This is a genomic window from Janthinobacterium sp. (assembly GCF_031995485.1).
Taxonomy (GTDB): domain Bacteria; phylum Pseudomonadota; class Gammaproteobacteria; order Burkholderiales; family Burkholderiaceae_D; genus Janthinobacterium.
Map to the genome: position 1 here is coordinate 126,246 of NZ_DAMAGB010000005.1, position 14,205 is coordinate 140,450.

A 14,205-nucleotide genomic window follows, 5' to 3' on the forward strand; every position below is an offset into this window, starting at 1 on the left:
ACCTCATGGTAGAACTGCACCGCATATCTGACCAATCACTTATTTCACAACATTGATACCGATTCCGATATGTCAAACGCATCGATATCCTGCACGCCCAGACGATACACGAAGGTATGCCGCGTCACGGCGCCGCAGGGCACGTCCAGCGCCTCGGCCGCCAGGCAGAAATGCCGGCTGTCCGAGTGCAGGTGCAGGCGCGGCTGGGTGGTAAAAAAGCGCAATTCGCGCCCCGAGGCCGGATCGGCCACGCGCGCCGCTTCGCGCAGCAGGCCGTCGCCGGCCAGGCAGAAGCCATGGTCGAAGCCCTCGCTGCCGGCCGGCTGGGCGCCGGGCCAGGCCAGGCGGGCGCCGAGCGGCGCCGGCTGGCGAAAGTCAAACGCGCTGCCGGCCACGTCCGTCACGCCCTGTGCCGGCAGATAGCGGTCGGCCGCCAGGCGCAGCACGTGATCCGCCACGATTCCGCCGCCATGCAGGTTGAACGCCGGTGCGCACAGGTCGATGCGGGCCGGCGCGATCGCCACCGCCTCGCAATCGATGCGCAGGCCGCCATTGTCTTCCAGCCGGTAGCGCAACTTCACGCACAGGCCGTCCTGCGCCAGGCGCAGCTCCAGGCTGGCGTCGCTGGCGGCGTCGCATTGCCACTGCGCCGGCGACGCCGCCGCTGCTATGGGCGCCTGCTCCAGCACATCGGCCAGGCGGCCGTAGCGGTCCGGCGCCCACCAGCCGCACAGGGTGGCATCGACCGGATTGACCATCACGCGCATGCCGCGCGCGTTGCGCAGCGTGTGGCTGCCGCCAGCCTGCCCCGTCATGCGGACGGCGCAGGCGGCGGCCGGCTGCGCTGCTGGAATTCGCGCGGCGTGCAACCGAGTTCGCGCTTGAACACGGCGTGCATGTACTGCACCGTGGTAAAACCGCAACGCACGGCCACGTCGGCCACCTGGCCCGGCTCGCGCGTGAGCAGGGTCTTGGCCGCATCGAGCTTGAAGTGCAGGATCTCGTCGTGCACGCTGCGCCCCAGCTCGTGGCGGAAGTGCGATTCCAGCGTCGAGCGCGACACGCCCACGTAGTCGGCCACCTGTTCCGTCTTGATGCCCTGGCAGGCGTACTGGCGGATGAAGTGGCGCGCCTGCATCACCTGCGGATGCTGGAACGGCTGGTGGCGCGTCGAGGCCAGCACATTGAGGCCGGCCGGCGGCACCAGGATGCGGGTGCCGGACAAGCGCGCGCCATTGAGCATCTGGTGCAGCAGGTGCGCGGCCGTGCGGCCCATCTCTTCGGCGCCCTGGATCACGGAACTCAATGGGATGCGCGTGAGCATGCGCGCCAGCGGGTCGTTGTCGATGCCGATCAGGGCGACTTGCTCCGGCACGGCGATGCCCGCATGCATGCAGGCCTGCAGCAGCTGGCGCGCCCGCGCGTCGCTGACGGCGATGATGCCGACCGGTTTTTCCAAGCTGTTGAGCCAGGCGATCTGCTGCTCGACCGCTTCGTCCCACGACGGCGCGCTGGTGGCCACGCCGCGGTACACGTCGGCGCGCAGATGGTCGCGCTCCATCAGGGTACAGAAGGCCGTTTCGCGCTCCTGCGCCCAGCGGTTGACGTCCGCCTCGGGCAGGCTGAAACAGGCAAAGCGCGTCAGGCCCGCTTCGACCAGGTGGTCGTAGGCCAGCTTGACGATCTTGAAATTGTCGGTCGCGACATAGGGAATGCCGGCCGGGTAGCCGTCCTCGTGCGCGTACGAGCCGCCCACGGCGACCACCGGCAGATGGCTGTTGGCCAGCGCCGCGCAGACGGCCGGGTCGTCGAAGTCGGCGATGATGCCGTCGCCCTGCCAGCGCTCGATGCCGGGCAGGCGGCAGCGGAAGTCCTCTTCCAGGAACAGGTCCCACGACACGCGCGTGGTGTTCAGGTAGGCGGCAATGCCGGCGATGATGTCGCGGTCATAGATCTTGTTGCCATTGAAAAGCAGCGCGATACGGTGCGCGGTCGGCATCTTCATTCTTTTTGTCTCCTCCATGGGCGCGGCCGGGACGTATCTTCGTCCCTGGCCACTGGTCATGCGCCGGTACTACCGGCGTCCGGCCCGGGTGCTGACATCGACCCAGACTGCGAGGGTCAGAATACTGCCTTTCACGATCATCTGCCAATACGTGTCCACGTCCAGCATCGACATGCCGTTGTCCAGGCTGGCCATCACCAGTGCGCCGATCAGGGCGCCGTACACCGTGCCCGAGCCGCCGCGCATCGAGGTGCCGCCGATAAAGCAGGCGGCGATGGCATCGAGTTCGCTGAAGGTGCCGGCCGAGGGCGAACCAGCGGCCAGGCGGCCCGTATTGATCAGGCCCGCCAGGGCGCACATCAGGCCCATGATGCCGAAGATCCACAGCTTGACGGCTTTCACGTTGATGCCCGACAGGCGCGTCGCTTCCATATTGCTGCCCACCGCGTAGATGCGGCGGCCGAACACGGTCTGGCTGGTGATATAGCTGAACAGGCCCAGCAGCGCCAGCAGCAACAGCACCGGCAGCGGAATGCCTTCATAGCCGTTCAGGGTGCGCACGAATGCATACAGCACCGCGCCGATCACGGCCACGCGCAGGGTATCGATCCACACGGCCGTTTGCGGCAGGCCATGCTGGGCGCGGCTGGCGCGGCCGCGCCAGGTCAGGAAGGCGGCCAGCACGAACAGGAACACGCCCAGGACCATGCCGGGCGTGGCCGGCAGGTAGCCCTGGCCCAGGTAGACCATCGGTTCGGACACCGGCGCGATGGTGATGCCGCCCGTGATGCCCAATAAAATGCCGCGGTAGGCCAGCATGCCGCCCAGGCCCACGATAAACGAGGGGATGCCCCGGTACGCGGTCAGGTAGCCGTTCAACAGGCCGATCACCAGGCCGCAGCCCAGCACCGCCATCAGGTTCAGCGCCAGCGGCCAGTGCTGCGTGACGTCGAGCACGGCGGCGATGCCGCCCAACAGGCCCAGCAGGGAGCCGATCGACAGGTCGATCTCGCCGGCGATAATGACCAGCACCATGCCGCAGGCCAGGATGCCGGTAACCGACATCTGGCGCAGCAGGTTCGACAGGTTGCGCGGCGTGACGAAGCTGCCTTCGGTCTTCCACGAAAAAAAGGCCCAGATCAGGGCCACTGCGATCAGCAGGGCCAGCATCTTGTATTGGGTGAAAAGCTGTTTCACGCTATGCGTATTCATGCGGCAGGTTCCTTGTGTGCAGTGTTGTCGCCGGATGCCGGGCGCTGGTCGAGCGCCGCCGCCAGCACGGTTTCCTGGCTCAGGCCATCGTTGATAAAGTCGCCGCGCAGCCGGCCTTCGCCCATCACCAGCACGCGGTCCGACACGCCCAGCACTTCGGCCAGTTCGGACGAGACCATGATGATGGCCACGCCTTCGTCGGCCAGCGCCATCATCAGCTTGTAGATTTCATACTTGGCGCCCACGTCGACGCCGCGCGTCGGCTCGTCCAGGATCAGCACGCGCGGCCGGGTCAGCAGCATCTTGGCCAGCACGGCCTTCTGCTGGTTGCCGCCCGACAGGCTGGTGATCGGCAGCGACGGGCTGGCCGTTTTCAGTTCCAGCTGCGCGATCTCGCCGCGCACGGCCGCCAGTTCGGCGTCGCCATCGATGCGCGTGGCGCGCGCAAATTCACCGAGCACCGACAGGGTGATGTTCTGGCCGACGTCCAGGTCCGGCACGATGCCGTGGTGCTTGCGGTCTTCCGGCACCATCGCCAGCCCCTGCGCGATGGCTTTCAACGGCGTGGTGGTGTCGATGCGCTTGCCGTCGAGCCAGACTTCGGCCTCGCACGGTCCCTGGTAGGCGCCGAACAGCGCCGAGACCAGCTCGGTGCGCCCTGCCCCCACCAGTCCGGCGATGCCGAGAATTTCGCCGCGGCGCAGGTTGAACGACACATCGTCGACGCGCTTGCGTTGCGGGTTGTCGGCGTCGATGCAGGTCACATGGCGCGCCTCGAACAGCACCTCGCCGATTTCCTCTTTCTTGGCACGGTGCGGATACAGCTGGCTCATTTCGCGCCCCACCATCTGCGAGATGATGCGTTCGACGTTCATCTGCGCCATCGGCGTGGTGGCGATATGCTTGCCGTCGCGGATTACCACGATGGTGTCGCAGATGGCCGCCACTTCATCGAGCTTGTGCGAGATATAGATGCAGGTGACGCCCTTGGCTTTGAGCGCGCGGATAATATCGAGCAGCACCGCGATTTCGGACGCCGTCAGCGACGACGACGGCTCGTCGAGGATCAGGAGGCGCGCATTCTTGTTGAGCGCCTTGGCGATTTCGACCAGCTGCTGGTGGCCGCCACCGTAGTTCATGACCGGCAGCGCCACGTTCAGTTCGGGGATCTTCAGTTCGCGCAGCAGTTCGTCGGCGCGCTTGTACATGGCGCCATAGTTCATGCGCCCGCCCGCCAGCGTGATTTCGCGGCCCATGAAGATGTTTTCGGCCACCGACAGCTGCGGCACCAGCATCAGTTCCTGGTGGATGATGATGATGCCGGCCGCCTCGGTATCGCGGATCGACTGCGCGCGCAGCGGCTGGCCGTCCCACAGGATTTCGCCATCCCAGGTGCCGTGCGGGTACACGCCGGACAGCACCTTCATCAGGGTCGACTTGCCGGCGCCATTCTCGCCGCACAGGCCTATGCACTCGCCGGCCCGCACCTGCAGGTCGATGCCATCGAGCGCGCGGACACCGCCAAACTGTTTGACGATGCCTTTCATTTCAAGCAGATAGTCGGACATGCTCACTCTCGTTGCTGATACGGGAAAAAATGTCGGATTACGCGGTGCCCATGGCACCGCTAATCCGACCTACGGCCGATCCGGGCAAGCGCAGGTCGGGTTAGCGCAAAGCGCGTAAGCCGACACCACCACCGGCGTTTTTCGGGGCCGGCGCAGGTCGGTCAGCGCGCAGCGCGTAACCCGACATTTGGAGAGGCGATCAATTACCCAGCTGCGCCTTGGTGTAGAAGCCGTCGTCAACGAGAATATTCACGTTCGCCTTGGTCAGTGGCGTCGGCTTGAGCAGCACGGTGCTGACTTTTTTCAGGCCGTTGTCATAGCTGGAGTTGTAGGCCGGCTTTTCGTTGCGGGCCAGTTGCACGGCCAGTTTGGCCGCTTCCGAGGCGATGGTTTTGAGCGGCTTGTAGACCGTCATGGCCTGGGTGCCGGCGATCACGCGCTTGACGGCGGCCAGGTCGGCATCCTGGCCCGACACTGGTACCTTGCCGGCCAGTTTTTGCGCAGCCAGCGCCTGGATCGCGCCGCCGGCCGTGCCGTCGTTCGAGGCGACGATGGCGTCGATCTTGTTGTTGTTGGCGGTCAGCGCGTTTTCCACGATGGACAGCGCTTCGGTGGCGCTCCAGTCCTTGACCCATTGCTGGCCAACGATCTTGATGTCGCCCTTGTCGATGAACGGTTTGAGGACCTTCATCTGGCCTTCGCGCAGCATCTTGGCGTTGTTGTCGGTCGGCGCGCCACCCAGCAGATAGTAGTTGCCCTTCGGTTGAACCTTGGTCACGCCTTCGGCCTGCATTTCGCCGACTTTTTCATTGTCGAACGAGATGTACGCGTCGATATCGGCGCCCAGGATCAGGCGGTCATACGACAGCACCTTGATGCCGGCCTTTTTGGCTTCCTTGACGGTGTTGTTCAGCACCGTGGCATTGAACGGCACGATCACCAGCACGTCAACGCCGCGCGAGATCAGGTTTTCGATTTGCGAAATCTGGCGCTGCTCGCTGGCGTCGGCCGACTGCACGAACACCTTGGCGCCCTGCTTTTCGGCGGCGGCGATAAAGAAGTCGCGGTCGCGCGTCCAGCGTTCGACGCGCAGATCGTCGATGGAAAAACCGATCTTCGGATTCTTGGCGTCGGCCAGGGCGGCGCCGCTGCTCATTGCCAGCATGGCGGTCATGATGGCTGCACTGATGATCTTGTTCATTGTGTGTCTCCTAATGGATTTTATTAACAACGTTTTTTAACTACGGGTGCCTCTGAAAAATTGGTGCTGGTGTTAATGGTTGTTGCGATGGTGTCGGGTCACGCGCGGAGCGCTAACCCGACCTACCTGCTAATGGTTATGCCGTGGCAGGGTCTGGCCCACGGCGCGGTATTTCAGGGCCAGCTCCATGCAGGCGCCGGTTTCCAGCTGGCCAACGCTGGCGCGGTAGATTTCCTGCCACGGGGTGGCGCTGTCGTTGACCGGTGGCGGCAGTTCCTGCGCGCGGCGCGCCAGTTCCTCGCCATCGACCAGCATGTCGCAGCGGCCTTCCTGCAAGTTGACGCGGATCAAGTCTCCCGTGCGCAGCAGCGCCAGACCGCCGCCGACCGCGCTTTCGGGCGAGGCATTCAGGATCGACGGGCTGTCCGAAGTGCCGGACTGGCGGCCATCGCCCAGCGTCGGCAAATTCAATATGCCGGCTTTGAGTAAGGCGTCGGGCGGCTGCATGTTGACCACTTCGGCCGAACCGGGCCAGCCGACCGGACCCGCGCCGCGCATCACCAGCATGCAGCTGTCGTCAATCGCCAGCGCCGGATCGTTGATGCGGGCGTGGTAGTCGGCCGAACCGTCGAACACGATGGCGCGCGCCTCGAAGATGCCTTCGCAGCCGGGGCGCGACAGATAGCGTTCGCGGAAAGCGGGCGAAATCACGCTGGTCTTCATGATGGCAAAGTCGAACAGATTGCCTTTCAAGGCCAAAAAGCCCGCCTTTTCCTTCAGCGGTTCGGCAAACGGACGGATCATTTCGCGGTCGCCGCTTTCCTGGCCGGCCAGGTTTTCCGCCATGGTCTTGCCGGTGACGGTCAGGCGGTCCGTGTGCAGCAGGCCCGCCTGCTGCAGTTCCCACATGATGGCCGGCACGCCGCCGGCGCGGTGGAAGCGCTCGCCCAAATACTTCCCGGCCGGCTGCATGTTCAGCAGCAGCGGCACGTCGTAGCCATGCGCCATCCAGTCGCTCGAATGCAGTTCCACGCCCGCGTGGCGCGCCATCGCCATCAGGTGCGGCTGGGCGTTGGTGGAGCCGCCGATGGCCGCGTTGACGATGATCGCATCCAGAAACGCTTCGCGCGTCAGGATGGCCGACGGGCGCACGTCGTCATAAGCGAGGCCGACGATGCGGCGTCCCGTCTCATAGGCGATCTGGCCCCGTTCGCGGTATGGCGCGGGAATCGCCGAGCAGCCCGTCAGCGACATGCCCAGCGCTTCGGCCAGCGCGTTCATGGTCGACGCCGTGCCCATGGTGTTGCAGTGCCCTGCCGACGGCGCCGACGCGGCGGCGATCTGCAGGAATTTGTCGTTGTCGATCAGGCCGGCGGACAATTGCCGGCGGCCCTTCCAGATGGCCGCGCCCGAGCCCACCAGTTCGCCGTCCATCCAGCCGTCGAGCATCGGGCCGCCCGACAGCACGATGGCGGGAATATCGACCGTGGCGGCGGCCATCAGCTGGGCCGGCGTGGTCTTGTCGCAGCCGGTGGTCAGCACCACCGCGTCGATCGGATAGCCGTGCAAAATCTCGACCAGGCCCAGGTAAGCCAGGTTGCGGTCCAGCGCGGCGGTAGGCCGGCGGCAGTTTTCAAAAATCGGATGCAGCGGGAATTCCATCGGAATGCCGCCCGCGTCGCGAATGCCGTCGCGCACGCGCTTGGCCAGGTCCAGGTGGATGCGGTTGCACGGGCTGATGTCGCTGCCGCTTTGGGCGATGCCGATAATCGGCCGGCCCGAGCGCAGTTCTTCCGGCGTGATACCGTAGTTCATGAAGCGCTCAAGGTACAGCGCCGTCATGTCGATATGGTCGGGATTGTCGAACCAGTCCTGCGAGCGGAAGCGGCGCGGCGCGGTGGTCGGCGGAATTTTCAGGTCGCTCATGCGCCGTACCAGCCTGCGTCGACATAATATTCGCGGCCGGCGCACTTGGCGGCGTTGTCGGACGCCAGGAACAGCGCCAGCGCCGCCACGTCTTCCGGTTCCACGCGCAGCTGCAGGCACTGGCCCTGCAGGATCACGGCTTCGGCTTCCGGCGTATGCCACAGGCGTTCCTGGCGCGGCGTGCGCACGGCGCCCGGGATGATGCAGTTGACGCGGATGCCGTCGACGCCCAGGTCGCGCGCCAGGCCCCGTGTCAGGCCTTCGATGCCGGCCTTGGCCGTCATGTAGATCGACAGGTTGGCCTGCGCCAGGTGCCACGAGATCGAGCCCAGGTTCAGGATCACGCCACTTTTCTTCGCGCGCATGGCCGGCGCCACGGCCTGGGCGCAGAAATACTGGTGGCGCAGGTTGACCGCCATGCGCTCGTCCCAGTAGGCGGGCGTGACGTTTTCGATCTGGTGGCGGTCATCGTTGGCCGCGTTGTTGATCAGGATGTCGGTGGCGCCCACGTCGGCTGCGATCTCGGCAAAGGTGGTGGCCAGCGCCGCCAGGTCGGTCAGGTCGCAATAGCGAAAGCGCGGCGGCTGCGGCAAAGCGGCCAGTTTGGCTTCGAGTTCGCGCGACGCATCGCGCGCGATATCGAGGAAGGTGACCTGCGCGCCCTGGCGCGCGAATGCCTCGACAATAGCCACGCCGATGCCGGTGCCGCCACCGGTAATGACGACGTTTTTTCCGGCCAGGCTGGGGTAGGTTGCATGCAGCATCAATGTCTCTCGTTTTGTTTTATATGAGGTAAAAAATCAGATCAGGCCGCGTTGTGCCAGGTTGCTGTACAGGGCGCGCACGCCGAACTGCCATGGCGCGATCGCGTCGCAATGCTGCACTTCGTTGACCAGCGCGCCCAATGCGGGGCTGGCGATGGTCACGCGGTCGCCCAGGTGGTGGGTAAAGCCGCCACCCGGTGCGCCGCGGTCCTTGACGGGCGAGAACATGGTGCCCAGGAACAGCATGAAGCCGTCCGGATACTGGTGGTACTGGCCGGCCGTCTGGCGCACCAGGTCGAGCGGGTCGCGGCTGATTTCGCGCATGAAGCTGGCGCCTTCGAGCACAAAGCCGTCGTCCGCGCCTTCGATCAGCAGCGACACTTCCGCTTCGCGCACGGTGTCGATGGTGAAGGCGTCATCGAACAGGCGGATGAAGGGGCCGATGGCGCACGAGCCGTTGTTGTCCTTGGCTTTGCCCAGCAATAGCGCACTGCGTCCTTCGATATCGCGCAGGTTGACGTCGTTGCCCAAAGTCGCCCCCAGCACCTGGCCACGGCTGTTCACTGCCAGCACGATCTCCGGTTCCGGGTTGTTCCAGGCAGACGCCGGCAGCAGGCCGACCTGCGCGCCGCAGCCGACCGACGACATCGGCTGCGCCTTGGTAAATACTTCCGCATCGGGGCCGATGCCCACTTCCATGTATTGCGACCAGGCGCCGCGCTCCTGCAATTGCGCTTTCAGGCGCTGCGCCGCGTCCGAACCGGGTTTCAGCGCCGACAGATCGCTGCCCAGGGTGGCCTGCAGCGCACCGCGCAGGGCGGCGGCCTTGTCGGCATTGCCGCCGGCCTGTTCCTCGATCACGCGCTCGAGCAGGCTGACGGCAAACGTCACGCCGCAGGCCTTGACGGCCTGCAGGTCGCACGGCGCCAGCAGCAGCGGCTGGTCGTTGGGTGCCTGCAGCGCCTGCGCCAGCAGCTCCTGCACGGCACCGAGCGACTCGCCCGGTGCCTGGCGCGCGATTTCCAGCGGATTGTCGCGTTCCAGCAACTCCGACACGGTCGGCACGGCTGCCGTGATATCGAAAACTTCGCCGCCGCGCACGGCCACCACGCAGGGACCGCCACGCCAGATGCGGCCGATCAGGGTGGCGTTGGCAAGGTCGGACGGCAGCAGGGAAGCGGGAGAAATCGGCAGCATGGCGGCTTTCAGAAAAAAGGGAGCGAAAACAAGTGAGGCCGATTCTGCGCGCCGTGCGGGGTCGCTGCAATTACGAAAATCACCAATTTGCATGATGATTATCGTTAGTGCGACGCACCAAAAAAACCGCTGCCGAATGGCGCGTGATGCCATCGGTTCAGCTCAGGAAAAATCATGCGGCAGTGCAGCATTCCGGGCCTTGATACCGTTTTGGATATCGCATATGCGCAAAAAGTGATTGGTGAGGCGTCGGTGGACAAACTACTATCAGCCGTGGCCTCCCTGGGCCACCAGCAAAAGGCGGCCCCTAGAGACCGTGACGCTGGCACATCAACTATCGAACACGGTGGAGACCCAATATGAAAACGACAATGAAAATGCTGTCCGCAAGCCTGGTGCTGGCGATGTCCGGCATGGCAGTGATGCCAATGGCAAGCGCTGCCGACAAGGGCGCGGTCGGCATTTCCATGCCAACCAAATCGTCGATGCGCTGGATCGCCGATGGCGACAACATGGTCAAGGTATTCAAGGAACGCGGCTACAAGACCGATCTGCAGTTCGCCGACGACGATATCCCGAACCAGCTGGCGCAAGTGGAAAACATGATCACCAAGGGCGCCAAAGTCCTGGTGATCGCCGCCATCGACGGCACCACGCTGTCGGACGTGCTGAAAAAAGCCTCGGCCAAGGGCATCAAGGTCATCTCGTATGACCGCCTGATCCGCGGCACTGCCAATATCGACTACTACGCCACCTTCGACAACTTCCAGGTCGGCGTGCTGCAGGCTGGCTATATCGAATCGGCGCTGAAGCTGAAAGAAGGCAAAGGCCCGTTCAATATCGAACTGTTCGGCGGTTCGGCTGACGACAACAACGCCCACTTCTTCTACAACGGCGCGATGTCTGTACTGAAGCCATACATCGACAGCGGCAAGCTGGTGGTGCGCTCGAAACAGATGGGCATGGAAAAAGTCGCGACCTTGCGCTGGGACGGCGCCGTGGCGCAAGCCCGCATGGACAACCTGCTCAGCGCCTACTACGGCAATGCCCGCGTGGACGCCGTGCTGTCGCCTTATGATGGCCTGAGCATCGGCATCCTGTCGTCGCTCAAAGGCGTCGGCTACGGTACGCCGAAGCAGCCATTCCCGGTCGTGACCGGCCAGGATGCGGAAATCCCGTCGGTGAAATCGATCATCCGCGGCGAACAGGCATCGACCGTGTTCAAGGACACGCGCGAACTGGCCAAGGTCACCGCCAACATGGTTGACGCCATGATGACCGGCAAAACCCCGACCGTAAACGATACCAAGACCTACAACAATGGCGTGAAAGTCGTGCCATCGTTCCTGTTGAAACCGGTCATCGTCGACAAGGCGAACTGGAAGCAAGTGCTGGTCACCGGCAGCGGCTACTACACCGAAGCGCAAGTGAAGTAATGTAGCAGACGGGTACTGAAGGCCCGGCGACGCCGGGCCTTTCGCTTCACAGAATATCAAGCAAAGACTGCAGCACGGCCGCCGCATGCAGCGCGGCCGTGCCAGAGAGGTTATATGACGAACACTATCCTGGAAATGCGCGGGATACGCAAGACGTTCCCGGGCGTGGTTGCGCTCGACAATGTCAATCTGCGCGTGCGCAGCGGCGAAATCCACGCCATCGTGGGCGAAAACGGCGCCGGCAAATCGACCCTGATGAAAGTGCTGAGTGGCGTGTATGGCCACGGCAGCTACTCGGGCGACATCGAATATCAGGGCCAGGTGCGCCAGTTCCGCGGCATCAAGGACAGCGAAGAAATCGGCATCATCATCATCCACCAGGAACTGGCGCTGGTGCCGCAGCTGTCGATCGCCGAGAATATTTTTCTCGGTAACGAGCCGGCCACCATGGGCGTCATCGACTGGGAACACACGCAAAGCAAGACGCGCGAACTGCTGCAGAAAGTCGGCCTGAAAGAGTCGCCCGACACCCTGATCACCAACCTGGGCGTGGGCAAGCAGCAGCTGATCGAAATCGCCAAGGCGCTGTGCAAGGACGTCAAGCTCCTGATCCTCGACGAGCCGACCGCCAGCCTGAACGAAAGCGACAGCGCGGCCCTGCTCGACCTGCTGCTGGGCCTGAAAGCCCAGGGCATTTCGTCGATCCTGATTTCGCACAAACTGAATGAAATTTCGCGCGTCGCCGATGCCATCACGGTGCTGCGCGACGGCAACACGGTCGACAGTTTCGACTGCCGCGTCGAACCGGTCAGCGAAGACCGCATCATCGAAAAAATGGTCGGCCGCGAGATGGCGGACCGCTATCCGCCGCGCACGCCGACCATCGGCGAGACCATTTTCGAAGTGCGCGACTGGAAGGTGTATCACCCCGAACACGCCGACCGCGCCGTCATCAAGGGCATCAACCTGCATGCAAAAAAGGGCGAGATCATCGGCATCGCCGGCCTGATGGGCTCCGGGCGCACCGAACTGGCGATGAGCATCTTCGGCCGCGCCTATGGCCAGCGCATCAGCGGCACGGTGCTGAAGAACGGCCAGGAAATCGACGTCAGCACGATCGGCAAGGCGATTGCCCACGGTCTGGCCTATGTGACGGAAGACCGCAAGGGCCTGGGCCTGATCCTCGAAGAGGACATCCAGAAGAACACCAGCCTGGCCAACCTGGACGCGATCTCGAAGCACATGGTGATCGACGAGCAGCGCGAGTTCAGCGTGGCCGAGGAATTTCGCCGCAAGCTCAAGACCCGCTGCTCGAGCGTGGCGCAGAAAGTGGTCAACCTGTCCGGCGGCAACCAGCAGAAAGTGGTGCTGGCCAAGTGGCTGTTTTCGCGCCCCGACGTGCTGATCCTCGATGAGCCGAGCCGCGGCATCGACGTCGGCGCCAAGTACGAGATCTACAGCATCATCAGCGACCTGGCCGCCGAAGGCAAATGCATCATCATGATTTCGTCGGAAATGCCGGAACTGCTCGGCATGTGCGACCGGATCTATGTCATGAACGAAGGCCGCTTTGCGGCAGAACTGAGCGCAGCAGAAGCGTCGCAGGAACGCATCATGCGCGCGATCGTCACACACGGAGAGAACAATGGATAACAAACTGACCGCAGGCGCGCCAGCAGCAGCAACGCCAGCCGCCGCGCCGGAAGCGAAAAGCTATGCCGGCTTTTTGAAAAACAATATGCGCGACTACGGCATGCTGCTGTCGCTGATCGTCATCATGGGCTTCTTCCAGTACATGACGAACGGCACGCTGATGCAGCCGCTGAACCTGACCAATCTGGTGCTGCAGAACAGCTACATCGTCATCATGGCGCTGGGCATGCTGATGGTCATCGTGGCCGGCCATATCGACCTGTCGGTCGGCTCGGTGGTGGGCTTTGTCGGCGCGCTGGCGGCCGTCCTGATCGTCAACTACGAGATGAATTTTGTCGCGGCCAGCATCATCTGCCTGATCGCCGGTGCCGTCATCGGCGGCGCGCAAGGCTATTTCGTCGCCTTTTTCAAGATTCCGTCGTTTATCGTCACGCTGGCCGGCATGCTGGTGTTCAAGGGCCTGACCCTGGCGCTGCTGGCAGGCCAGTCGGTCGGCCCGTTCCCGGAAGGCTTCCAGATGCTGAGCTCGGGCTTTTTGCCTGATCCGTTCGGCGGCGAAAACCTGCGCGGCTTCTCGCTGCTGCTGGGCGTGATCGCCGCCGCGGCACTGATCTTCACCTCGCTGCGCAGCCGCGCCAAGCAGATGAAACACGGCATGGAAAACGAGCCACGCGCCTTCTTCCTGCTGAAAAACGGCATCTTCGCCGTCGTGATGGTGTACTTCAGCTACCTGCTGTCGTCGTACCGCGGCTTCCCGAACGTGCTGGCCGTGATGTCGGTCCTGATCGTCGCCTACACCTTCGTGACCAACCGCACCGTGCTGGGCCGCCGCGTCTACGCCGTCGGCGGCAATGAAAAGGCGGCGCGCCTGTCCGGCATCAAGACCGAACGCGTCAGCTTCTACACCTTCGTCAACATGGGCATGCTGGCAGCCCTGGCCGGCCTGATCTTCGCGGCACGCCTGAACACCGCCACGCCGAAAGCCGGTACCGGCTTCGAGCTGGACGTGATCGCAGCCTGCTTTATCGGCGGCGCTTCGGCCTCGGGCGGCGTCGGCAAGGTGATGGGCGCGGTGATCGGCGCCTTCATCATGGGCGTGATGAACAACGGCATGTCCATCATGGGCATCGGCATCGATTACCAGCAGGTGATCAAGGGCCTGGTGCTGCTGGCCGCCGTCTTTATCGACGTGGTCAACAAGAACAAGTAAGAACAAAGCAAGAGAAGGTTCGAGCCTTAGGGG

The 14,205-nt window shown here is 63.8% G+C and carries 11 protein-coding genes; 3 read left to right on the forward strand and 8 right to left on the reverse strand.

Annotated features, from left to right (window positions below):
* Positions 1–44: 44 nt before the first annotated feature.
* The 8 genes from RTQ46_RS05670 to RTQ46_RS05705 all read right to left on the reverse strand — a co-directional run bounded on the left by RTQ46_RS05670 (position 45) and on the right by RTQ46_RS05705 (position 9,873).
* On the reverse strand, positions 45–815 hold the full coding sequence (locus RTQ46_RS05670; RefSeq protein WP_312435154.1) for a hypothetical protein: 771 nt from the start codon (positions 813–815) through the stop codon (positions 45–47).
* A complete protein-coding gene (locus RTQ46_RS05675) occupies positions 812–2,005 on the reverse strand; it encodes a DNA-binding transcriptional regulator (protein ID WP_312435155.1) in 1,194 nt (397 codons plus the stop codon). Before RTQ46_RS05675 ends, RTQ46_RS05670 begins: the two co-directional genes overlap by 4 nt.
* Positions 2,006–2,074: 69 nt before the next feature.
* Positions 2,075–3,217 (reverse strand): ABC transporter permease subunit, encoded by a 1,143-nt coding sequence (locus tag RTQ46_RS05680; RefSeq protein WP_312435156.1) that lies wholly within the window; start codon positions 3,215–3,217, stop codon positions 2,075–2,077.
* Positions 3,214–4,785 (reverse strand): D-xylose ABC transporter ATP-binding protein, encoded by a 1,572-nt coding sequence (xylG, locus tag RTQ46_RS05685; RefSeq protein ID WP_312435157.1) that lies wholly within the window; start codon positions 4,783–4,785, stop codon positions 3,214–3,216. Before xylG ends, RTQ46_RS05680 begins: the two co-directional genes overlap by 4 nt.
* 199 nt (positions 4,786–4,984) lie before the next feature.
* Complete coding sequence (xylF, locus tag RTQ46_RS05690; RefSeq protein ID WP_409518300.1) at positions 4,985–5,959, reverse strand: D-xylose ABC transporter substrate-binding protein; 975 nt, start codon at positions 5,957–5,959, stop codon at positions 4,985–4,987.
* Positions 5,960–6,115: 156 nt separating this feature from the next.
* Positions 6,116–7,912, reverse strand: coding sequence for an IlvD/Edd family dehydratase (locus RTQ46_RS05695; RefSeq protein ID WP_312435160.1), 1,797 nt, complete (start codon positions 7,910–7,912; stop codon positions 6,116–6,118).
* The gene (locus RTQ46_RS05700; protein WP_312435161.1) at positions 7,909–8,676 is read right to left on the reverse strand and encodes an SDR family oxidoreductase; all 768 of its coding nucleotides are present in this window, start codon (positions 8,674–8,676) and stop codon (positions 7,909–7,911) included. Before RTQ46_RS05700 ends, RTQ46_RS05695 begins: the two co-directional genes overlap by 4 nt.
* Positions 8,677–8,712: 36 nt before the next feature.
* Positions 8,713–9,873 carry a fumarylacetoacetate hydrolase family protein gene (locus tag RTQ46_RS05705; RefSeq protein WP_312435162.1) on the reverse strand — a complete coding sequence of 387 codons (1,161 nt, stop codon included), beginning with the start codon at positions 9,871–9,873 and terminating at the stop codon, positions 8,713–8,715.
* 377 nt (positions 9,874–10,250) lie between these two features.
* Between RTQ46_RS05705 and chvE the strand changes: the two genes are divergently transcribed.
* The 3 genes from chvE to mmsB all read left to right on the forward strand — a co-directional run bounded on the left by chvE (position 10,251) and on the right by mmsB (position 14,172).
* Positions 10,251–11,309, forward strand: a complete 1,059-nt coding sequence (chvE, locus tag RTQ46_RS05710; RefSeq protein ID WP_409518301.1) for a multiple monosaccharide ABC transporter substrate-binding protein — start codon at positions 10,251–10,253, stop codon at positions 11,307–11,309.
* Between the two features lie 114 nt (positions 11,310–11,423).
* Entirely contained in the window at positions 11,424–12,962 is a 1,539-nt protein-coding gene (gene mmsA / locus RTQ46_RS05715; RefSeq protein ID WP_312435165.1) for a multiple monosaccharide ABC transporter ATP-binding protein, read from the forward strand.
* Entirely contained in the window at positions 12,955–14,172 is a 1,218-nt protein-coding gene (gene mmsB, locus RTQ46_RS05720; protein WP_312435166.1) for a multiple monosaccharide ABC transporter permease, read from the forward strand. The genes mmsA and mmsB overlap by 8 nt, the downstream gene beginning before the upstream one ends.
* Positions 14,173–14,205 lie beyond the last annotated feature (33 nt).

Bases quoted from the DNA above. Each gene is read 5' to 3' on its own strand.
- RTQ46_RS05670 (WP_312435154.1), bottom strand. From the start codon at position 815: ATGACGGGGCAGGCTGGCGGCAGCCACACGCTGCGCAACGCGCGCGGC.
- RTQ46_RS05675 (WP_312435155.1), bottom strand. From the start codon at position 2,005: ATGAAGATGCCGACCGCGCACCGTATCGCGCTGCTTTTCAATGGCAAC.
- RTQ46_RS05680 (WP_312435156.1), bottom strand. From the start codon at position 3,217: ATGAATACGCATAGCGTGAAACAGCTTTTCACCCAATACAAGATGCTG.
- xylG (WP_312435157.1), bottom strand. From the start codon at position 4,785: ATGTCCGACTATCTGCTTGAAATGAAAGGCATCGTCAAACAGTTTGGC.
- xylF (WP_409518300.1), bottom strand. From the start codon at position 5,959: ATGACCGCCATGCTGGCAATGAGCAGCGGCGCCGCCCTGGCCGACGCC.
- RTQ46_RS05695 (WP_312435160.1), bottom strand. From the start codon at position 7,912: ATGAGCGACCTGAAAATTCCGCCGACCACCGCGCCGCGCCGCTTCCGC.
- RTQ46_RS05700 (WP_312435161.1), bottom strand. From the start codon at position 8,676: ATGCTGCATGCAACCTACCCCAGCCTGGCCGGAAAAAACGTCGTCATT.
- RTQ46_RS05705 (WP_312435162.1), bottom strand. From the start codon at position 9,873: ATGCTGCCGATTTCTCCCGCTTCCCTGCTGCCGTCCGACCTTGCCAAC.
- chvE (WP_409518301.1), top strand. From the start codon at position 10,251: ATGCTGTCCGCAAGCCTGGTGCTGGCGATGTCCGGCATGGCAGTGATG.
- mmsA (WP_312435165.1), top strand. From the start codon at position 11,424: ATGACGAACACTATCCTGGAAATGCGCGGGATACGCAAGACGTTCCCG.
- mmsB (WP_312435166.1), top strand. From the start codon at position 12,955: ATGGATAACAAACTGACCGCAGGCGCGCCAGCAGCAGCAACGCCAGCC.